A 17,930-nucleotide genomic window follows, 5' to 3' on the forward strand; every position below is an offset into this window, starting at 1 on the left:
GCTTACTGACGCAGCCGCGCGACGACTGGCGCGACCTGGGATTCGCGGCCGAGCGCGGCGCCCACTCGCTCCAGCGCTTCCGCCAACCCGCCCGACGTATCGGCCCGCAGCGTGGCATGGCCGACCTTGCGGCCTTCGCGCGGGGCCTTGCCGTAGTCGTGCCAGTGGCCGCCTGCCTCGGCCAGCACCGGTTCGAGCTGCGGCATCTCGCCGATCCAGTTGAGCATGCAGGCCTGGCCAAGCGCGCGCGTCGCGCCCAGCGGCAGGCCCAGCACGGCACGCAGGTGGTTGGCGAACTGGGACGTCTCGGCCCCTTCGATCGTCCAGTGGCCGGAGTTGTGCACGCGCGGGGCCAGCTCGTTGGCCAGCAGCTCGCCGTCGCGGCAGAACAGCTCCAGCGCGAACACGCCAACGTAGTCCAGGGCTTCGGCCAGCGCGCGCGCATGGCCCACCGCGCGCGCCTCCAGCGCGGCGTCCACGTTCGCCGGCGCCAGGCTCGCGGACAGCACACCGTCGACGTGCCAGTTCTCGGTCAGCGGCCAGGTGCGGAACTCGCCGTCGCGGCCGCGCACGGCCACCACGCTCAGCTCGCGCTCGAAGGGCACGAAGGCCTCGAGGATCAGCCCACCGCTGGCGGCCTGCGCGCCCAGCGCCTCCCAGGCGGCACCGGCATCGCCCGCGGTGCGGATGCGGAACTGGCCCTTGCCGTCGTAGCCCAGCCGCCGCGTTTTTAGGATGCAGGGCACGCCCAGGCGGGCGATCGCGGCGTCGAGGTCGGCCGGTGTGTCGACCGCCACGTAGCCCGGCACCGGGATGCCGAGTTCGCCGAACAGCGTCTTCTCGGCCAGCCGGTCCTGGCTGGTGCCCAGCGCCCGCGGATTGGGGAACATCGGCACCCGCTCGCTCAGCCACTGCGCGGAACCGGCGGGCACGTTCTCGAAGTCGAAGGTGGCGATGTCGATGCCGGAGGCGAACTCCGCCAGCGCCTCGCCATCGCGATAGTCGCCGACCACCAGCGGCGCGAACTGGCCGGCGCAGGCCTCGGCGCTGGTGTCCATCACCGAGAAGCGCAGGCCGAGCGGTGCGCCCGCGAGGGCCATCATGCGCGCCAGCTGGCCGCCGCCGAGGATCCCGACGGTGGTCACAGGCGCGGGTCGTCGTTGCCGGCGACGTCCTCGGTCTGGCGCCTGCGGAAGGCGTCCAGCGCGGCCGCGACCGCCACGTCACCCGCGGCCGCGAGCTGCGCGGCGGCGAACAGCGCCGCGTTGGCCGCGCCGGCGTTGCCGATCGCGAAGGTCGCCACCGGCACGCCCGCCGGCATCTGCACGATCGACAGCAGCGAGTCCATGCCGTTGAGCGCCTTCGACTGCACCGGCACGCCCAGCACCGGCAGCGCGGTCTTCGAGGCGAGCATGCCGGGCAGGTGCGCGGCGCCGCCGGCGCCGGCGATGATCGCCTTCAGGCCGCGGCCGCGCGCGGTGGCGGCGTACTCGAACAGGACGTCCGGCGTGCGGTGCGCCGACACGACGCGGACCTCGTGCGCGACGCCGAGCTCCTCGAGCTTCTGCGCGGCGTGCTGCATCGTGTCCCAGTCGGAGCGCGAGCCCATCACGATGCCGACGACGGGCGGGCTGGTGGTGGCGGTCATGGCCGTCCCCTGTGGCAAAGACGTATTCTAGCGATCCCTCGCGCCAACCGTACCCGCCATGGACCGCAAGCTGCTCGACATCCTCGTCTGCCCCACCAGCCGCCAGCCGCTGGCCCTGCTGGAGCCTGCCGGGCTGGAGGCGCTGAACCGGGCCATCGCCGCCGGCGGCGTGAAGCGCGGCGACGACGCGACCCAGGCCGAGCCGCTGCGCGAAGCGCTGGTCACGCGCGACCGCCGCACCGTGTATCGCGTGGACGACGGCATCCCGGTCCTGCTCGCCGAGGAGGCGATCGCGACCGCGCAGGCCGAAGGCTTCACCGGCGCATGAGCGCGGGCGGTCACGGCGCCGGCTTCGCCGCGGACGCATCCGGCCCGCGCCTGCCAGCCCGCGTCGCCGTGCCGCCGCCCGGGGCGGTCACGGCCGATGTCGAGCGCGCGCTGGCCGAGGACCTCGGCGGCGGCGACGTCACCGCCGCGCTGCTTCCCGACGGGCCGGAATCGGCCTACCTGCTGTGCAAGCAAGACGCGGTGATCTGCGGCCGGCCCTGGTTCGACGCCTGCCACCGCGCACTCGACCCCGGGGTCCGGATCGACTGGCGCGTGGCCGAAGGCGACCGCGTCCGCGCCGGTACGGTGCTCGCGCTCCTCCACGGCCGCACCCGCGCCCTGGTCAGCGCGGAACGCACTTCGCTGAACTTCATGCAGACCCTGTCGGGCACGGCCACCGCGACGGCCGCCCACGTCGAGGCCGTGCGTGGCACCCGCGCGCGCATCCTCGACACCCGCAAGACCCTGCCCGGCCTGCGCATCGCGCAGAAGTACGCCGTGCGCGTCGGCGGCGGCGACAACCACCGCATGGGCCTGTACGACGCGGTGATGCTGAAGGAAAACCACGTCCGCGCCGCCGGTTCGATCGGCGCCGCGATCGCCGCCGCGCGCGCCAGCCAGCCCGGCCTGCCGCTGATCGTCGAAGTGGAGACCCTGGACGAACTGCACGCGGCCCTCGAGGCCGGCTGCGACCGCATCCTGGTCGACGATTTCGACGCCGCGACGCGTCGCGAAGCGGTGCGCATCGCGGCCGGCCGCATCCCGCTTGAGGTGTCCGGCGGCGTCGACCTCGCGTCGCTGCGCGCCATCGCCGAGGACGGCGTCGACTGCATTTCGATCGGCGGACTGACCAAGCATGTCCGCGCGGTGGACCTGTCGCTGAAGCTGGGTCCGCCGCCTCCGGCCAGCTAGCGCAGCAGCAGCACCGCGACCGCGCCCAGCACGCCCAGCGCGGCGAGCCACCACCCGCGCGACACGCCGCGCACGGCGGCCGGCGCGCCCCGCCGCGCCGACGGCGCATCGGATGCCGTCGCCGCGCCCGGCGCCACTACGCGGAACCTCAGCACGTCGATGCCGAGCTCGTCGCCATGCCGTGCCCAGGCGCGCTGCTGCGGCACCTCGTTGAGCAGCCAGCCGTTGGTCGACCCCAGGTCTTCCACCAGCAGGCCCTCCGCCGTCGGCGTCGGCCGCAGGTGTTCCCGCGATACGCCCGGGTGGTCGAGATGGATGCCGCAGTCGGCCGCACGTCCCAGCACCGTCGGTCCGACCAGGGGAAAGGTGCGCCCGAAGCCCGCGCCGCTCACGCCCCGCAGCACGAAGCGTGGAAGCGCCGGCCTGACGACCGTGGCGGCGACGCGGTCGCGCTCATCCTGCGGCTCGGGTGGAACGGTGGCCGGCTCGGTGCGGGGGTGGCTGTTCATGCGGGAAAAACTGCGACCTCCTGCGTGAAGCCCACGCAAAGGCTTGCTCAAACCGCGGGTTGGCCCCAGATTGCCGGACCATGCCCAGTCTGATCCTGCTCATGATAGCCGGCGCCCTCGCGTATGCGTGGTGGAATGCCGCGCGTGCCGCCAGCGAACACGCGATCCAGGTCGGCCATTCCGCCTGCCGCGCCGCGGGCGTGCAGCTGCTCGACCAGACCGTGCACGCCGTGGGCCTGCGCCTGCGACGCCGCGACGACGGCCGCCTCGGGCTGGAACGCAGCTTCCGCTTCGAGTATTCGCACGACGGCATGGACCGGCAGCGCGGGCGCATGGTGTTCCATGGCACGCGCCTGGTGTCGTTCACCGGACCCGCGCCGGCGGTGGCGTCGGGCCTGCTCGGCGGCGACTGAGCGGGTTACTTCACGACGCGCAGGTGGGCGCCGCGCTTTGGAGCCGGCCCGCCGTCGTTGTCGTCGCCGTCCCCACCCTCGTCGTCGCCGATGCCACCGGGCACCACGCCGAGCACGACTTCGCCCGCCGGCTCCGCGCCGCTGCCGCCGTCGGCATCAGCATCGGCGACCCCGTCATCCTCACCGGACGCACCCGCCAGCCCCTGGTCTTCGGGCAGCGCCATGCCCTGCCCGGTCTCGCGCGCGTAGATCGCGAGCACGGCGGCAATGGGGACCTGGACCGGGTGGCTGACCCCGCCGAAGCGTGCGGTGAAACTCACCGCTTCGTTGTCCATGGCCAGGCGCACGACCGCACGCTCGGCCACGTTGAGGACCACGCGGCCCTCCTTGACGGTGTGCGCGGGCACGCGCACGCCCTGGCGGGTCGCGTCCACCAGCAGGTGGGGCGTCATCCCGTTGTCCACGATCCACTCGTACAGCGCCCGCAGGAGATAGGGGCGATGGCTGGTCATCCGGGAAACATCGTTCATGCCCGGATTCTAGCGCGGGACGGCGACTTCAGGCCGGAAGCTCCCGCAGGTTGCGCTCCTGCGGAGTGAGGCTGCGCGTGAATCCCGGGTTGCGGAAGATGCGGTTTCCGTAATCCTCGATCGCCTTGCCGTCCTTGGGCAGCGGGACGCCCAGGGACTCGAGGCGCCAGATGATCGGCGCCATGGCGCAGTCGGCCAGGCTCATTTCGGGATTGAGGAAGAACTTGTAGGCCTTGAACAGCGGCACCGAGGTGGCGACCAGCTCCTTCAGGCGCTTGCGCGCGGCATCGGCATTGGCCTTGGTGCCAGTCTGGATGGCGCGGACTTCCGGCACCCAGTCGTGCTCCAGCCGCAGCATCGCCAGCCGCAGGCGTGCGCGCGAAAGCGGGTCGACGGGCATCAGCGGCGGATGCGGATAGCGCTCGTCCAGGTATTCGGTGACCACGCTCGCGGCGTACAGGACCAGGTCGCGCTCGACCAGGGTCGGCACCGAGTGGTACGGGTTGAGGTCGATCAGGTCTTCCGGAGGGTCCTTCGGGTCGACCGTGATCAGGTCGTAGGTGACGCCCTTGGCCGCGAGCACCAGCCGCACCCGGTGGCAGAGGACGTCGTCGGCCGAGGAAAAGAGCGTGAGTGCATTACGCATGCGCGGACTCGCTGCCATCATCGAACAACTCTCCCGCGGCCGGAATCCGCCAGCCGCATTGGCGCCGCCCGCCCCTCGCGGGCGGCTGCCCGGTTCCCTGCCGTCGCCGTCAGTGGACGTCCTTCCAGTATTCCTTCTTCAGCAGCCAGGCGAGGAAGGTGAAGAACGCCAGGAACAGCATCACCCACACGCCCAGCGCCTCGCGCTTGGTCGCGATCGGCTCGCCCGCGTACTCGAGGAACGCGGTGATGTCGCGCGCGGCCTGGTCGAACTGCGCACCATCCATGCTGCCCGGCTGCGCCACTTCGAGGCGGTCGATGGCCGGCTCGCCGGTGGCGGCGTCGGTGCTGCCGTAGACCGGGCGCTGCACGCCCTGCATCTCCCACAGCACGTTCGGCATCGAGGCGTTCGGGAACACCGTGTTGTTCCAGCCCAGCGGACGCTCCTCGTCGATGTAGAACGACTTGAGGTAGCTGTAGATCCAGTCGCCGCCACGCACGCGCGAGGTCAGGCTGAGGTCCGGCGGCACGGTGCCGAACCACTCCGCCGCGCCTTCGGCCGGCATGGCGGTGAGGATCTGCTCGCCGAACTTGGCGCCGGTGAAGTTGAGGTTCGCCATGACCTCCTCCTCGGTCAGCCCCAGATCCTCGGCCATGCGCGAATAGCGCAGGTACTTGAGGGAGTGGCAGGACGAGCAGTAGTTCATGAACAGCTGGGCGCCACGCTGCAGCGAGGCCTTGTCGCCCAGGTCGGTACCGGCGTGCTGCAGCGGGCCGCCCGAGGCGGCCAGGGCGGAAAACGAGAGCAGCATGGAGGCCGCGAAGGCCGCGACGCGGGTGATCAGGGTCATGGGCTTAGTCATGCGTCGTCACCCGCTCCGGAACCGGCTTGGTCTTGTCGATCGCCGTCCACAACGGCATGGTCAGGAAGAACAGGAAGTAGAACGCGGTCAGGAAGCGGCCGACGATGGTCTCGACCGGATCCGTGCCCGGGCCCGCGCCGATCTTGCCGAGCCAGACGAAGCTGACCGCGAACAGGCCCAGCAGCACCTTGGACATCAGGCCGCGGTAGCGGTAGGACTTGACCTTGGCGCGGTCCAGCCACGGCACCAGGAACAGGATCGCGATCGCGCCGAACATCACCAGGACGCCGCCGAGCTTGTTCGGGACCACGCGCAGCATCGCGTAGTAAGGCGTGTAGTACCACACCGGCTTGATGTGCTCGGGCGTCACCAGGCGGTTGGCCTCGGTGAAGTTGTCATGCTCCAGGAACCAGCCGCCGAAGGCCGGTGCGAAGAAGATGATGAACGCCGCGATCATCAGGAAGAAACCGACGTAGAAGGTGTCCTTCACCGTGTAGTACGGGTGGAAGGGGACGCCATCTGCAGGCGCGGTCTTCGACCAGCGGTTGCCCTTCGGGCCCTTCTTGATCTCGACGCCGTCGGGGTTGTTCGAACCGACCTCGTGCAGCGCGAAGATGTGCAGCACCACCAGCAGCAGCAGCACCAGCGGCAGCGCGATCACGTGCAGGGCGAAGAAGCGGTTGAGCGTGGCGTCGCTGGGCAGGTAGTCGCCCATGATCCACTCGACCAGGCCGTTGCCGATCACCGGGATGGCGCCGAACAGCGAGATGATCACCTTCGCGCCCCAGAACGACATCTGGCCCCAGGGCAGCACGTAGCCCAGGAACGCCTCGGCCATCAGCACCAGGTAGATCAGCATGCCGAGGATCCACACCAGCTCGCGCGGCTTCTGGTAGCTGCCGTACATCAGCCCGCGGAACATGTGGATGTAGACCACGATGAAGAACAGCGAGGCGCCGGTGGAGTGCATGTACCGGATCAGCCAGCCCCACTCCACGTCGCGCATGATGTATTCCACCGAGGCGAAGGCCTCGGCCGCGGACGGCTTGTAGTGCATCGTCAGGAAGATGCCGGTGACGATCTGGTTGACCAGCACCACGATCGACAGCACGCCGAAGATGTACCAGATGTTGAAGTTCTTCGGCGCGTAGTACTCGGACATGTGCTTCCGGTACACGGGCATCATGCCCGGTGCGCGCTCGTTGACCCAGTCCGCCACCGTGTTGGCGGTACGCATGATCACGTTGGACATGGCTTACGCGGCCCCCTGCGGATCGACGCCGACGACGATGGTGGTGTCGTCGGCGAAATGGTGCGGCGGCACCACGAGGTTGGTCGGTGCCGGCACGCCCTGGTAGACGCGGCCGGCCATGTCGAACTTCGACTTGTGGCAGGGGCAGAAGTAGCCGCCCTTCCATTCCGGATCGAACGGCGCCGGGCCGATCTTGGCGACCATCTCCGGCGAGCAGCCGAGGTGGGTGCAGAGGCCGACGAGCACCGAGATTTCAGGCTTCAGCGAGCGCAGCTCGGGGTTGGCCTGCCGGATGTAGTCGGGCTGCTGCTCGACGTTCTCGGACTTCGGGTCGCGCAGCTGGTCGTCCAGCGTCGGCAGCGCCTGCAGGACGGCCTGCGAGCGCTTGACGATCCAGATCGGCTGGCCGCGCCACTCGAGGATCATGCGCTCGCCCTCGGCCAGCGCGCTGATGTCCGCGGTCACCGGCGCACCGGCCAGCTGTGCGCGCTGGCTCGGGAACCAGGTCTTGATGAACGGAATCGCGGCGACGCCGACGCCTGCCGCGCCGACCACCGCCGTCGTGGCTGTGAGGAACCGGCGGCGGCCGTTGTCGACCGTGCCCCCCTCGACAGGATCCATAACCCCTTCGTTGCCCATCGCCACTCCGGAAAACCTACGGTCGCTTGTGTGTGTACTGGCTGCCGCGCGCGCAGCCTCCGTAACCGGAGACGCGCCGCAAAGACGATGAAGTGTAGCGGAACGCCGATTCGGGGGACAACGTCGGCGGCCCCGGACCCGCTCAGTTCGCCGCCAGCTGGGCCCGGTAACGGTCCGCCAGGACGCCGACGCGCTCCACATAGCGCCGCGTCTCGTTGTACGGCGGCACGCCCTTGTGGCGGTCCACGGCGCCCTCGCCGGCGTTGTAGCCGGCCGCGGCCAGCGTCAGGTCGCCGTTGAACCGCTTGAGCAGCCACGCCAGGTATTTGACGCCGCCGCGGATGTTCTGCGAGGGATCGAAGGCGTTGACCACGCCGAACCGGTCGGCGGTGGCGGGCATCAGCTGCATCAGCCCCTGCGCGCCGACGCGGGACAGGGCATTGGGATTGAACGCCGATTCGGCGTGCATGACGGCGCGGATGATCGCCTCCTCGACGCCGAACTCCTGCGCGGCCGCCCTGACCTCCGCGTTGTAGGCGACGGTGTTGAGCCGCACGTTGGAGAAATTGAGACCCGGCGAGCCGCAGGCATAGCAGGATTCGAAGAAACTGTAGCGGATGGTGCGCACCGCGCCATCACCGCCGCCGCCCGCGGGCCTGCGGCTGGTGTAGTGGCGAACCCCGTCCTTGACGTAGGAATACACCTGCCCCTGCACCAGGCGGCGCGAGCCGGCGCTGGCCGAAGGCGCCGACGGCACCTGGACCGACGGGGAGCCCGACGCCGTGCCACCCGCGCCGCCCATGAACGTCGAGGGCGCATTGGCATTGATCGAGGCCGGCGAACCGGCCACCGCCGTCGATGCGGTCGCGGCCCCGACGGCCCCGGGCGTGGTCGATGGCCGGCTCGGCCGAGAGGGCCGGCTGGGGCGGTAGGTGGTGGCGACCGAGCAGTTGGCGCCACTGATGCGGCGGCTGACGTAGCTGGTGACGCCGTCGCCGGTCTCGCAGCGGTAGATGGTGCCGGCCACGGCGGGGCCGGCCGCGCCCACGCAGGCCAGGCCGATCATCGCCGCCCAGGCGAACCCCAGGGTTGTGCCGTAGCGCTTCATCCCCGCCCCTCCATTCGCGCGCAGTCTCCTATCTTGGAGGGGCCTTGCCAAGGCCCGGAACCGTGACCACGCCCTGGGAAACGCCACCCGCCCGCCACCGCGGCCAGCGCCGCCCGCGGTTTACACTGCGCGACCACCCTCATCCGGCCCGGACTCACCGCCGCGCCCCGGACCCGCCATGACCCACGACCAGACCCTGCCGGACGACGCGTCCGCCGCCCCCGCCCGCGGCAAGCTCTTCATCCAGACCCACGGCTGCCAGATGAACGAGTACGACTCGGCCCGCATGGCCGACGTACTGGCTGCCTCCGACGGCCTGGAACTCACCACGAACGTCGAAGAAGCCGACGTGATCCTGGTCAATACCTGCTCGATCCGCGAAAAAGCGCAGGAGAAGGTGTTCAGCCAGCTGGGCCGCTGGAAGGCGCTGAAGCAGGGCGGGCGCCCGGTCCTGATCGGCGTGGGCGGCTGCGTGGCCAGCCAGGAGGGCGACGCGATCGTGAAGCGCGCGCCCTTCGTCGACCTGGTGTTCGGCCCGCAGACCCTGCACCGGCTGCCGGAGCTGCTGCGCGGCCGGCGCGAATCGGGCCGCCCCCAGGTCGACATCAGCTTCCCCGAGATCGAAAAGTTCGACCGCCTGCCCGAACCGCGCGCGGAGGGCCCCAGCGCCTTCGTCTCGATCATGGAGGGCTGCAGCAAGTACTGCTCGTTCTGCGTGGTGCCCTACACCCGCGGCGAAGAGGTCAGCCGGCCGTTCGAGGACGTGCTGGTGGAGGTGATGCAGCTCGCGGCCCAGGGCGTGCGCGAGGTCAACCTGCTGGGGCAGAACGTCAACGCCTACCGCGGACCGATGGGCGAAGGCGGCGACACGGCCGATCTCGGCCTGCTGATCCGCACCATCGCCGAGATCGAGGGCATCGACCGCATCCGCTTCACCACCTCGCACCCGCTGGAGTTCTCCGACTCGCTGGTGGAGGCCTACCGCGACGTGCCGCAGCTGGCCAACTACCTGCACCTGCCGGTGCAGTCGGGCTCGGACCGCATCCTCTCGGCGATGAAGCGCGGCTACACCGCCTTGGAGTTCAAGCAGAAGATCCGCAAGCTGCGCGCGGTGCGCCCGGACATCTCGATCTCGTCGGACTTCATCGTGGGCTTCCCCGGCGAGACCGACGCCGACTTCGAGAAGACCATGAAGCTGATCGAGGACGTGGGCTTCGACCAGTCGTTCTCCTTCATCTATTCGCGCCGCCCGGGCACGCCGGCCGCCGACCTCGAGGACAGCGTGTCCAGCGAGGTGAAGCACGCGCGGCTGTCGCGGCTGCAGGCGCACATCAACGAGTACTCGGCCGGCATCTCGCAGGCCATGGTGGGTAGCGTGCAGCGGGTGCTCGTCACCGGCCCCTCGCGCAGGAATGCCGAGGAGCTGACCGGAAAGACCGAGAACATGCGCTCGGTGAACTTCGCCGCCCCCCCGCGCCTGGTCGGGCAGTTCGTCGACGTGGTGGTCACCGAAGCCCGCAGCAATTCGCTGCGCGGCCGTGTCGTCACGGCCGACGCGACGGGTGTGGGCTGAAGCCCGCGACGTGGCGCAGGACCGGCATCCGGCATCGCCCCGCGGCAGGCGCCGCGCCGATCCGCTGGGACTCTGGCTCTGCGGCCTGGCCGCGCTCGGCCTGGCCCGGGCATGGCTGTACCTGGTGCGCGATGCCGGTGCCGCGGGCGCCGTCGGCTGGATCTGGTTCGGCGGCTCGGTGCTGCTGGGCGTGGCCGGACTGGTCCTGCTCCTGCGCGGCCTGCGCCCCGGCCGCCCGGACCGCGGGACCTGATCCGCACGCCTGCCGCCTGCAATATCGCGGCCGCGTGCACGCACGTCACATCGGCCCGCGCTACCCTTCCGGCCTATGTCCAGTCCCCACCAGCGCAGCTTCACCCTTGAACCCGCCGACACCGAGCGGCTGGCCAACCTCGGCGGCCCCTTCGATGCCCACCTGCGCCAGATCGAACTGGCGCTCGGCGTCGAGATCGCCAACCGCGGCAACATCTTCCGCGTGAGCGGCGAGGATGCCGGGCGCGTCGACGAGGCCGAGCGCCTGCTGCGCGACCTGTACGGGGAATCCGCCAGCGAAACCTTCGACGCGCACGCGATCAACCTGCGCGTGAACGCCTCGCGCGCGGTGCAGGCGGATGCGGCGGCAGGCGCGAAACACGACGCCGGGCGCGGCGGTGATCCCGACTTCGTGCCGCAGACGGTCGCCATCCGCGTCAAGCGCGGCACCATCCGCGGCCGCGGCCCGAACCAGCAGAAGTACCTGCACGCGATCGCGACCCACGACATCAACTTCGGCATCGGCCCGGCGGGCACCGGCAAGACCTTCCTGGCCGTGGCCAGCGCGGTCGAGGCGCTCAACGAGTCCCGCGTGCAGCGCCTGGTGCTGGTGCGTCCGGCGGTGGAGGCCGGCGAGAAGCTCGGCTTCCTGCCCGGCGACCTGTCGCAGAAGGTCGACCCCTACCTGCGCCCGCTGTACGACGCGCTGTACGAGATGCTGGGCGTGGAGAAGGTGCTGAAGCTGCTGGAGAAGAACGTCATCGAGATCGCGCCGCTGGCCTACATGCGCGGGCGCACCCTCAACGACGCCTACGTGATCCTGGACGAGGCGCAGAACACCACCATCGAGCAGATGAAGATGTTCCTGACCCGGCTGGGCTTCGGCAGCACGGCCGTGGTCACCGGCGACCTCACCCAGATCGACCTGCCGAAGTCGACGAAGTCCGGCCTGCGCGACGCGCTGGAGGTGCTGCGCGACGTCGACGGCGTCAGTTTCACCTTCTTCGAGTCGCGCGACGTCGTGCGCCACCCGCTGGTGGCGAAGATCGTCAACGCCTACGACCGCCGCGACGCGCAGGACGCCTCGACCGGTCCGGCGTAGACTGGCGGGCATGACCCAGGGTCCTGTCCGCCTCGACGTTTCCGTCGGTTACGCCCTCCCCCGCGCCGGCATCCCGGCAGCGGTGAGCTTCCGCAAATGGGTGGCCGCGGCGCTGTCCGGACGCATCCGTGAAGCCGACCTCGCCATCCGCCTGGTCGACGCGAAGGAGGGCCGCGCCCTCAACCGCCACTATCGCGGCCGGGACTACGCCACCAACGTGCTGAGCTTCCCCGCCGACCTGCCCGAGGGCCTGCCCGAAGGCGTGCGCCTGCCGCTGCTCGGCGACCTGGTGCTGTGCGCGCCGGTGGTCGCCCGCGAGGCGCGCGAACAGGGCAAGCCCCTGGCTGCCCACTACGCCCACCTGACCGTCCACGGCACCCTGCACCTGCTGGGCTGGGACCACGGCAACGACGTGGAGGCGGAGGCCATGGAACAGCTGGAGCGCGAGATCCTGGCCGGCCTCGGGATCGACGATCCCTACCGAGAAGGCTGACCCGCTGCCGGCGGCGCCCGCCCTGCCAGCGGACGCGACGGCGCCGCTGTAAACTGGCCGGGTCGCCCCGCCCGGGGCGCTGACATGACCGCAATGCCCGAAGACGACAGTAGTCACAGCGCCGCGCCGGACAGTCCGGAACGGCGGCGCAGCTGGTTCGAACGCCTGAGCTCGGCGATCACAGGCGAGCCCGGCACCCGCGACGACCTGGTGGAGCTGCTGCGCGACGCCCAGGCCGACGGCCTGATCGGGGCCGACACCCTGCGCATGATGGAGGGCGCGATCGCGGTCTCCGACCTGACCGTCGGCGACGTGATGGTGCCGCGCTCGCAGATGGTCTCGCTGCCGGTGGAGGCACGCTTCATCGACCTGATGAAGCAGGTGGTCGAGTCCGGCCATTCCCGCTTCCCGGTGCACGGCGAGGACAAGGACGAGATCCTGGGCATCCTGCTGGCCAAGGACCTGCTGCGCGGCGTGGTCGCCGACAACGGCCCCGGCACGGTGCGCGAACTGTTGCGCCCGGCGGTGCTGATCCCCGAGTCGAAGAAGCTCAACGTGCTGCTGCGCGAGTTCCGCCAGTCGCGCAACCACATGGCGATCGTGATCGACGAGTACGGCGGCGTGGCCGGCGTGATCACGATCGAGGACGTGCTGGAGGAGATCGTCGGCGAGATCGACGACGAGCACGACGATGCCGAAGACCCCGAGGCGCTGATCGCCGCCCAGGCCGACGGCCAGTACGTGGTCGACGCGCTGACCCCGATCGACGACTTCAACGAGCGCTTCGGCGCCGACTTCGACGACGACGAGTACGACACCATCGGCGGCCTGGTCACCGCCGCCATCGGCCACCTGCCCGAGGCCGGCGAGGAGCTGACGCTCGGACGCTTCAGCTTCCGCGTCGCCAGCGCCGACGCGCGCCGGCTGCACGCGCTGCACCTGTCGATCCATGGCGACTGAGACGTGAGCACCCGCATGGATGCGGCGCAGCACGCGTCCGCCGGGTGCGTCGCTTCCGGCCCCGGCCCCGACCAGGGCCGGACCGCGCGGCCGGCGCTGGCGCTGCTCCTGCTCCTCGTCGCCTGCATCTTCCCCGCAGCGGCCGCGCCGCGCATTGGCGTGGCCACGATGCAGCCGGGCGAGATCTTCTTCGAACGCTTCGGCCACAACGCGATCGTCGTCGTCGATCCGGCCGCCGGGCCGCCGCTGTCCTACAACTTCGGCCTGTTCGATCCGGACGAACCGGATTTCAACCGCCGCTTCATTCGCGGCGACATGCGCTACCGCCTGGCCGCGCTGCCGCTGGAGCAGGATCTCGCCTACTACGGCAGCGTCGGCCGCGGCGTGTCGATCCAGTGGCTGGACCTGGAGGACGCCGAGGCCGCCGCCCTGGCCGAGCGCCTGGCCTGGAACGCACTGCCCGAAAACGCCAGCTACACCTACAACTATTTCACCGACAACTGCAGCACACGGGTGCGCGACGCGCTCGACGGCGTCCTCCGCGGCCAGCTCTCGCGCCGCATGCAGGGCCGCTCGCAGGGCAACACCTTCCGCAGCGAGGCGGTGCGCCTGGCGCGTCCCGACCCGCTGATGGCGCTGGGCTTCGACCTTGGCCTGGGCCCGCGGTCGGACCGCCCGAACTCCCTCTGGGAAGACGCCTTCGTGCCGATGCGGCTGGCGCAGTCGCTGCGCGAGATGCAGCTGGCCGACGGCCGGCCGCTGGTGGCCGCCGAGGAGGTGCTGTTGCCGCATCGCCTCGGGCCGGAGCCGGAACCGCGTCCCGTCGCATGGTGGCCCTGGCTGCTCGCCGGCCTGGCCCTGGCGGCCGCCGCCTGGACCCAGCGCCAGCGACCCCGCGCCGTGGCCGCGCTGGCGCTTCCGGCGTGGGCATTGTGTGCGCTGGCCGGCGCGCTGATGCTCTACATCTGGCTCGGCACCGCCCACCGCTTCGGATGGGCCAACCACAACCTGCTGCTGCTCAATCCGCTGTGCCTGCTGCTGCTGCCGGGCGCGTGGCGGATCGCCCGCGGGCGCGCCGGCGGCCGGCTGTTCGGCGCGGTGCTGGTGGTCGTGGCGGCGATGGCGGTGTTGGCGCCGTTCCTGCTGTGGATGCCGCTGCAGTCGCAGCGCAACGGCCACTGGGTGGCGCTGGCGCTTCCGCTGCAGCTGGCCCTGGCGGCCGCCCTCCTCCCGCGGGCCCGACGCGCGGCGGGGTGATGGCATGAGCGACGGGCACGCGCCACTCCTGCCTTCCTGCGTGATCAACTGCGCGGCCTACGACCGCGCGGGCCGCCGCCGCGACATCGACCTCGAGGCGATCAGCGACGTCCTCTCCGTCGACGACGGCAGCTTCGTCTGGATCGGCCTGTACGAGCCCGATGAAGGCGTGCTGGAGAAGCTGCAGGAGGAGTTCGGCCTGCACGACCTCGCGATCGAGGACGCGCACAAGGCCCACCAGCGGCCGAAGCTCGAGGCCTATGGCGACTCGCTGTTCCTGGTCGCGCACACGGTGCAGGTGGTCGACGAACGCATCCGCCACGGCGAGACCCACGCCTTCCTGGGGCCGCGCTATCTCGTGACCGTGCGCCACGGCCAGTCGCTGTCCTACGCCCCGGCCCGCGCCCGGCTCGAGCGCGATCCGACGCTGATGGCGCTGGGTCCGGCCTCGGGCCTGTACGCGGTGCTCGACGCCATCGTCGACCATTACCTGCCGATCGTGGACGAGTTCAGCGCCACCCTGCAGGCGCTGGAACAGGATGTCTTCAGCGAAACCTACCGCCGCGGCACCATCCGCCGCCTGTACGACCTGAAGCGCGAGCTCACCCACATGCGGGTGGCGGTGACGTCGATGCAGGACGTCCTGTCGCAGCTGGTGCGCACCGGCGGCCCGCTGGTGTCCGGCGACGTGCGCCTGTACCTGCGCGACGTGCTCGACCATTCCGTCCGCGCCAACGACGCCGTCGACCTGCTGCGCGACATGCTGGGCACCGCGCTGGGCGTCAACCAGGCGCTGGTGACGCTGGCCCAGGGCGAAGTGGTCAAGCGCCTGGCGGGCTGGGCCGCGCTGCTCGCGGCGCCGACCCTCATCGCCAGCTGGTACGGCATGAACTTCGCCTACATGCCCGAGCTGCAGGGGCGCTGGAGCTACCCGGTGCTGATCGGCGTCGTGGCGCTGGTGGTGGCGCTGCTGTACCGCTACCTGCGCAAGGTCCGCTGGCTCTGACCGCCATTCCGGGCTACGACCAAAGTCTTAGGCGGAATCTCGCCGCAGCGCAGCATTGGCGATTGACCGTGATCGGAGTAGAAGCGACCCTGATCCCAATTACCGGACGGGGCGTGTCATGAAGGGTGGAATCGGCAAGGTCGCATGGGCGGCGCTGGCAGTGCTGGGCGCGTTCTGCCTCGGCACCATCGCGCTCAGGCGCGGGGAATCGATCAACGCGCTGTGGATCGTGGTGGCCGCGGTCTCGATCTACCTGGTCGCCTACCGCTTCTATGCGCGCTTCATCGCCGACCGGGTCTTCAACCTCGACGCCAGCCGCGCCACGCCGGCGATGGTCCACAACGACGGCCTCGACTACGTCCCCACCAACAAGCACGTGCTGTTCGGCCATCACTTCGCGGCGATCGCCGGCGCAGGCCCGCTGGTCGGCCCGGTGCTGGCGGCGCAGATGGGCTACCTGCCCGGCACCCTGTGGCTGATCGTCGGCGTGGTCCTGGCCGGCGCGGTGCAGGACTTCATGGTGCTGGTGGTCTCCAGCCGCCGCGACGCGCGTTCGCTCGGCGACCTGGTGCGCGAGGAGATGGGCCGGATCCCGGGCACCATCGCCCTGTTCGGCGCCTTCCTGATCATGATCATCATCCTCGCGGTGCTGGCGATGATCGTGGTGAAGGCGCTCGCCGAAAGCCCCTGGGGCATGTTCACGGTGATCGCGACCATGCCCATCGCGATCTTCATGGGCCTGTACATGCGCTACATCCGGCCCGGGAAGATCGGCGAGATATCGATCATCGGCCTGGTGCTGCTGATGCTGGCGATCTGGTTCGGTGGCCAAGTGGCCGCGCACCCGACCTGGGGGCCGGCCTTCACCTTCACCGGCGTGCAGATCACCTGGATGCTGATCGGCTACGGCTTCGTGGCCGCGGTGCTGCCGGTGTGGCTGCTGCTGGCGCCGCGCGACTACCTCTCCACCTTCCTCAAGATCGGCGTGATCATCGGCCTGGCCATCGGCATCCTGATCACGATGCCGCTGCTGCAGATGCCGGCGCTGACCCAGTTCACCGACGGCACCGGCCCGGTGTGGAAGGGCTCGATGTTCCCGTTCCTGTTCATCACCATCGCCTGCGGCGCGGTGTCGGGCTTCCACGCGCTGATCGCCTCGGGCACCACGCCCAAGCTGATGGCCAACGAGCGCCACGCGCCCTATCTCGGCTACGGCGGCATGCTGATGGAATCCTTCGTGGCGATCATGGCCATGGTCGCGGCCTCGATCATCGACCCGGGCGTGTACTTCGCCATGAACAGCCCGGCGGCGATCATCGGCACCGACCCGGCGGCGGTGGCGCAGGTGGTGTCGAGCTGGGGCTTCACGGTGACGCCGGAGGTACTGGTCCAGACCGCCGAGGACGTCGGCGAAGCCTCGATCATCTCGCGCGCCGGCGGCGCGCCGACGCTGGCGGTGGGCATCGCGCAGATCTTCCACGCGGTGATCCCGGGCGAAGGCATGATGGCCTTCTGGTACCACTTCGCGATCCTGTTCGAGGCGCTGTTCATCCTCACCGCGGTCGACGCCGGCACCCGTTCGGGCCGCTTCATGCTGCAGGACCTGCTCGGCAACTTCGTGCCGGCGATGCGCAAGACCGAGTCGTGGGGCGCGAACCTGGTCGGCACCGGCGGCTGCGTGGCGCTGTGGGGCTACTTCCTCTACCAGGGCGTCACCGATCCGCTGGGCGGCATCAACATGCTGTGGCCGCTGTTCGGCATCGCCAACCAGATGCTGGCCGGCATCGCGCTGATGCTGTGCACGGTGGTGCTGTTCAAGATGAAGAAGGACCGCTACGCCTGGGTGCCGATCGTGCCGACGGTGTGGCTGCTGGCCTGCACGCTGAGCGCGGGCTGGATCAAGATCTTCGACAGCAACCCGGGCGTCGGCTTCCTGGCCCAGGCGAACAAGTACCGCGCGGCGATCAACGCCGGCGAACTGATCGCGCCCTCGAAGGACTTCGGCGGCATGCACCAGATCATGTTCAACAACTACGTCAACGCCGGACTGACCGCGCTCTTCATGTTCGTGGTGCTGGCGGTGCTGTTCTACTCGGTCGGCGCGATCCGCAAGGCGCGCTCGAACCCCGCGCGCAGCGACCGCGAGACGGCCTACGTCGCGCTGACCGAAGAGCAGCAGAAGGTCTGGCTCTGATGGCCGGCGCGCTGGTTCCGCTGGACTACTTCGCCACCCACAAGCGTGTGTGGCGGAGGGTCCTGCAGACCGCGCGCCTGTGCTGCGGGATCCCCGACTACGACAACTACGTGCGCCACGTGCTGGAGAAGCATCCGGACCGGGAGCCGATGGACTACCCGACCTTCTTCCGCGAGCGGCAGGAAGCCCGCTACGGCAGGCGCGGCGGGTTCCGCTGCTGCTGAAGAGGGCCTGCGAGGGACGGGTA

Annotated in this window: 21 protein-coding genes; 12 read left to right on the forward strand and 9 right to left on the reverse strand. The window is 70.2% G+C overall.

Annotated features, from left to right (window positions below):
* Positions 1 to 2: 2 nt before the first annotated feature.
* Positions 3 to 1,145 carry a 5-(carboxyamino)imidazole ribonucleotide synthase gene (locus IE168_RS13220; RefSeq protein ID WP_189499000.1) on the reverse strand — a complete coding sequence of 381 codons (1,143 nt, stop codon included), beginning with the start codon at positions 1,143 to 1,145 and terminating at the stop codon, positions 3 to 5.
* Positions 1,142 to 1,648: a 5-(carboxyamino)imidazole ribonucleotide mutase gene (purE, locus tag IE168_RS13225; RefSeq protein ID WP_189499003.1), complete on the reverse strand. Its 507-nt coding sequence runs from the start codon at positions 1,646 to 1,648 to the stop codon at positions 1,142 to 1,144. Before purE ends, IE168_RS13220 begins: the two co-directional genes overlap by 4 nt.
* Before the next feature lie 58 nt (positions 1,649 to 1,706).
* Between purE and IE168_RS13230 the strand changes: the two genes are divergently transcribed.
* Together IE168_RS13230 and nadC are read left to right on the forward strand one after the other, a co-directional pair.
* A complete protein-coding gene (locus IE168_RS13230) occupies positions 1,707 to 1,976 on the forward strand; it encodes a Trm112 family protein (RefSeq protein ID WP_189499005.1) in 270 nt (89 codons plus the stop codon).
* Entirely contained in the window at positions 1,973 to 2,887 is a 915-nt protein-coding gene (gene nadC, locus IE168_RS13235; RefSeq protein WP_189499007.1) for a carboxylating nicotinate-nucleotide diphosphorylase, read from the forward strand. The genes IE168_RS13230 and nadC overlap by 4 nt, the downstream gene beginning before the upstream one ends.
* Here nadC and IE168_RS13240 read toward each other — a convergent pair.
* Complete coding sequence (locus tag IE168_RS13240; RefSeq protein ID WP_189499009.1) at positions 2,884 to 3,396, reverse strand: FHA domain-containing protein; 513 nt, start codon at positions 3,394 to 3,396, stop codon at positions 2,884 to 2,886. The genes nadC and IE168_RS13240 overlap by 4 nt on opposite strands.
* 80 nt (positions 3,397 to 3,476) lie before the next feature.
* Between IE168_RS13240 and IE168_RS13245 the strand changes: the two genes are divergently transcribed.
* The gene (locus tag IE168_RS13245) at positions 3,477 to 3,809 is read left to right on the forward strand and encodes a DUF3301 domain-containing protein (protein WP_189499011.1); all 333 of its coding nucleotides are present in this window, start codon (positions 3,477 to 3,479) and stop codon (positions 3,807 to 3,809) included.
* 5 nt (positions 3,810 to 3,814) lie between these two features.
* Here the strand turns inward: IE168_RS13245 and IE168_RS13250 are convergent, their stop codons facing one another.
* The 6 genes from IE168_RS13250 to IE168_RS13275 form a co-directional block, all read right to left on the reverse strand.
* Positions 3,815 to 4,339, reverse strand: a complete 525-nt coding sequence (locus tag IE168_RS13250) for a ClpXP protease specificity-enhancing factor (protein WP_189499013.1) — start codon at positions 4,337 to 4,339, stop codon at positions 3,815 to 3,817.
* A gap of 28 nt (positions 4,340 to 4,367) precedes the next feature.
* Positions 4,368 to 5,003, reverse strand: a complete 636-nt coding sequence (locus IE168_RS13255; RefSeq protein WP_189499080.1) for a glutathione S-transferase N-terminal domain-containing protein — start codon at positions 5,001 to 5,003, stop codon at positions 4,368 to 4,370.
* Between the two features lie 91 nt (positions 5,004 to 5,094).
* Entirely contained in the window at positions 5,095 to 5,847 is a 753-nt protein-coding gene (locus tag IE168_RS13260) for a cytochrome c1 (RefSeq protein ID WP_189499016.1), read from the reverse strand.
* Positions 5,840 to 7,099, reverse strand: a complete 1,260-nt coding sequence (locus tag IE168_RS13265; protein ID WP_189499018.1) for a cytochrome b — start codon at positions 7,097 to 7,099, stop codon at positions 5,840 to 5,842. Before IE168_RS13265 ends, IE168_RS13260 begins: the two co-directional genes overlap by 8 nt.
* Positions 7,100 to 7,102: 3 nt before the next feature.
* Complete coding sequence (gene petA, locus IE168_RS13270; RefSeq protein ID WP_189499020.1) at positions 7,103 to 7,738, reverse strand: ubiquinol-cytochrome c reductase iron-sulfur subunit; 636 nt, start codon at positions 7,736 to 7,738, stop codon at positions 7,103 to 7,105.
* 142 nt (positions 7,739 to 7,880) lie between these two features.
* The gene (locus IE168_RS13275; RefSeq protein ID WP_189499082.1) at positions 7,881 to 8,804 is read right to left on the reverse strand and encodes a lytic transglycosylase domain-containing protein; all 924 of its coding nucleotides are present in this window, start codon (positions 8,802 to 8,804) and stop codon (positions 7,881 to 7,883) included.
* A gap of 220 nt (positions 8,805 to 9,024) precedes the next feature.
* Here IE168_RS13275 and miaB point away from each other — a divergent pair, with 220 nt between their 5' ends.
* From miaB to IE168_RS13320, 9 genes are all read left to right on the forward strand, one after another.
* Positions 9,025 to 10,419 (forward strand): tRNA (N6-isopentenyl adenosine(37)-C2)-methylthiotransferase MiaB, encoded by a 1,395-nt coding sequence (gene miaB / locus IE168_RS13280; RefSeq protein ID WP_189499022.1) that lies wholly within the window; start codon positions 9,025 to 9,027, stop codon positions 10,417 to 10,419.
* A complete protein-coding gene (locus IE168_RS13285) occupies positions 10,409 to 10,672 on the forward strand; it encodes a hypothetical protein (protein ID WP_189499024.1) in 264 nt (87 codons plus the stop codon). The genes miaB and IE168_RS13285 overlap by 11 nt, the downstream gene beginning before the upstream one ends.
* Before the next feature lie 75 nt (positions 10,673 to 10,747).
* On the forward strand, positions 10,748 to 11,773 hold the full coding sequence (locus IE168_RS13290) for a PhoH family protein (protein WP_189499026.1): 1,026 nt from the start codon (positions 10,748 to 10,750) through the stop codon (positions 11,771 to 11,773).
* A 10-nt stretch (positions 11,774 to 11,783) separates the two neighbouring features.
* Positions 11,784 to 12,266, forward strand: a complete 483-nt coding sequence (gene ybeY / locus IE168_RS13295; RefSeq protein ID WP_189499027.1) for an rRNA maturation RNase YbeY — start codon at positions 11,784 to 11,786, stop codon at positions 12,264 to 12,266.
* A 93-nt stretch (positions 12,267 to 12,359) separates the two neighbouring features.
* The gene (locus IE168_RS13300) at positions 12,360 to 13,226 is read left to right on the forward strand and encodes a CorC family transporter (protein WP_189499085.1); all 867 of its coding nucleotides are present in this window, start codon (positions 12,360 to 12,362) and stop codon (positions 13,224 to 13,226) included.
* A gap of 15 nt (positions 13,227 to 13,241) precedes the next feature.
* Positions 13,242 to 14,483, forward strand: coding sequence for a lipoprotein N-acyltransferase Lnb domain-containing protein (locus IE168_RS13305; protein WP_189499087.1), 1,242 nt, complete (start codon positions 13,242 to 13,244; stop codon positions 14,481 to 14,483).
* A gap of 4 nt (positions 14,484 to 14,487) precedes the next feature.
* Positions 14,488 to 15,489: a magnesium and cobalt transport protein CorA gene (locus IE168_RS13310; protein WP_189499030.1), complete on the forward strand. Its 1,002-nt coding sequence runs from the start codon at positions 14,488 to 14,490 to the stop codon at positions 15,487 to 15,489.
* Between the two features lie 118 nt (positions 15,490 to 15,607).
* Positions 15,608 to 17,683, forward strand: a complete 2,076-nt coding sequence (locus IE168_RS13315; protein WP_189499032.1) for a carbon starvation CstA family protein — start codon at positions 15,608 to 15,610, stop codon at positions 17,681 to 17,683.
* Positions 17,683 to 17,907 (forward strand): YbdD/YjiX family protein, encoded by a 225-nt coding sequence (locus IE168_RS13320; protein WP_189499034.1) that lies wholly within the window; start codon positions 17,683 to 17,685, stop codon positions 17,905 to 17,907. Before IE168_RS13315 ends, IE168_RS13320 begins: the two co-directional genes overlap by 1 nt.
* The last annotated feature ends 23 nt before the right edge of the window (positions 17,908 to 17,930 follow it).

Origin of the sequence: Luteimonas padinae (assembly GCF_014652935.1) — a bacterium.
In the GTDB taxonomy this organism is placed as follows: domain Bacteria; phylum Pseudomonadota; class Gammaproteobacteria; order Xanthomonadales; family Xanthomonadaceae; genus Luteimonas; species Luteimonas padinae.

Excerpts from the sequence above, each read along its gene's own strand:
- IE168_RS13255 (WP_189499080.1), bottom strand. The coding sequence starts at position 5,003 with ATGGCAGCGAGTCCGCGCATGCGTAATGCACTCACGCTCTTTTCCTCG.
- IE168_RS13290 (WP_189499026.1), top strand. The coding sequence starts at position 10,748 with ATGTCCAGTCCCCACCAGCGCAGCTTCACCCTTGAACCCGCCGACACC.
- ybeY (WP_189499027.1), top strand. The coding sequence starts at position 11,784 with ATGACCCAGGGTCCTGTCCGCCTCGACGTTTCCGTCGGTTACGCCCTC.
- IE168_RS13265 (WP_189499018.1), bottom strand. The coding sequence starts at position 7,099 with ATGTCCAACGTGATCATGCGTACCGCCAACACGGTGGCGGACTGGGTC.
- IE168_RS13275 (WP_189499082.1), bottom strand. The coding sequence starts at position 8,804 with ATGATCGGCCTGGCCTGCGTGGGCGCGGCCGGCCCCGCCGTGGCCGGC.
- IE168_RS13240 (WP_189499009.1), bottom strand. The coding sequence starts at position 3,396 with ATGAACAGCCACCCCCGCACCGAGCCGGCCACCGTTCCACCCGAGCCG.
- IE168_RS13320 (WP_189499034.1), top strand. The coding sequence starts at position 17,683 with ATGGCCGGCGCGCTGGTTCCGCTGGACTACTTCGCCACCCACAAGCGT.
- IE168_RS13300 (WP_189499085.1), top strand. The coding sequence starts at position 12,360 with ATGCCCGAAGACGACAGTAGTCACAGCGCCGCGCCGGACAGTCCGGAA.
- purE (WP_189499003.1), bottom strand. The coding sequence starts at position 1,648 with ATGACCGCCACCACCAGCCCGCCCGTCGTCGGCATCGTGATGGGCTCG.
- IE168_RS13310 (WP_189499030.1), top strand. The coding sequence starts at position 14,488 with ATGAGCGACGGGCACGCGCCACTCCTGCCTTCCTGCGTGATCAACTGC.
- IE168_RS13245 (WP_189499011.1), top strand. The coding sequence starts at position 3,477 with ATGCCCAGTCTGATCCTGCTCATGATAGCCGGCGCCCTCGCGTATGCG.
- nadC (WP_189499007.1), top strand. The coding sequence starts at position 1,973 with ATGAGCGCGGGCGGTCACGGCGCCGGCTTCGCCGCGGACGCATCCGGC.
- petA (WP_189499020.1), bottom strand. The coding sequence starts at position 7,738 with ATGGGCAACGAAGGGGTTATGGATCCTGTCGAGGGGGGCACGGTCGAC.
- IE168_RS13230 (WP_189499005.1), top strand. The coding sequence starts at position 1,707 with ATGGACCGCAAGCTGCTCGACATCCTCGTCTGCCCCACCAGCCGCCAG.
- miaB (WP_189499022.1), top strand. The coding sequence starts at position 9,025 with ATGACCCACGACCAGACCCTGCCGGACGACGCGTCCGCCGCCCCCGCC.
- IE168_RS13260 (WP_189499016.1), bottom strand. The coding sequence starts at position 5,847 with ATGACTAAGCCCATGACCCTGATCACCCGCGTCGCGGCCTTCGCGGCC.
- IE168_RS13305 (WP_189499087.1), top strand. The coding sequence starts at position 13,242 with ATGGATGCGGCGCAGCACGCGTCCGCCGGGTGCGTCGCTTCCGGCCCC.
- IE168_RS13250 (WP_189499013.1), bottom strand. The coding sequence starts at position 4,339 with ATGAACGATGTTTCCCGGATGACCAGCCATCGCCCCTATCTCCTGCGG.
- IE168_RS13315 (WP_189499032.1), top strand. The coding sequence starts at position 15,608 with ATGAAGGGTGGAATCGGCAAGGTCGCATGGGCGGCGCTGGCAGTGCTG.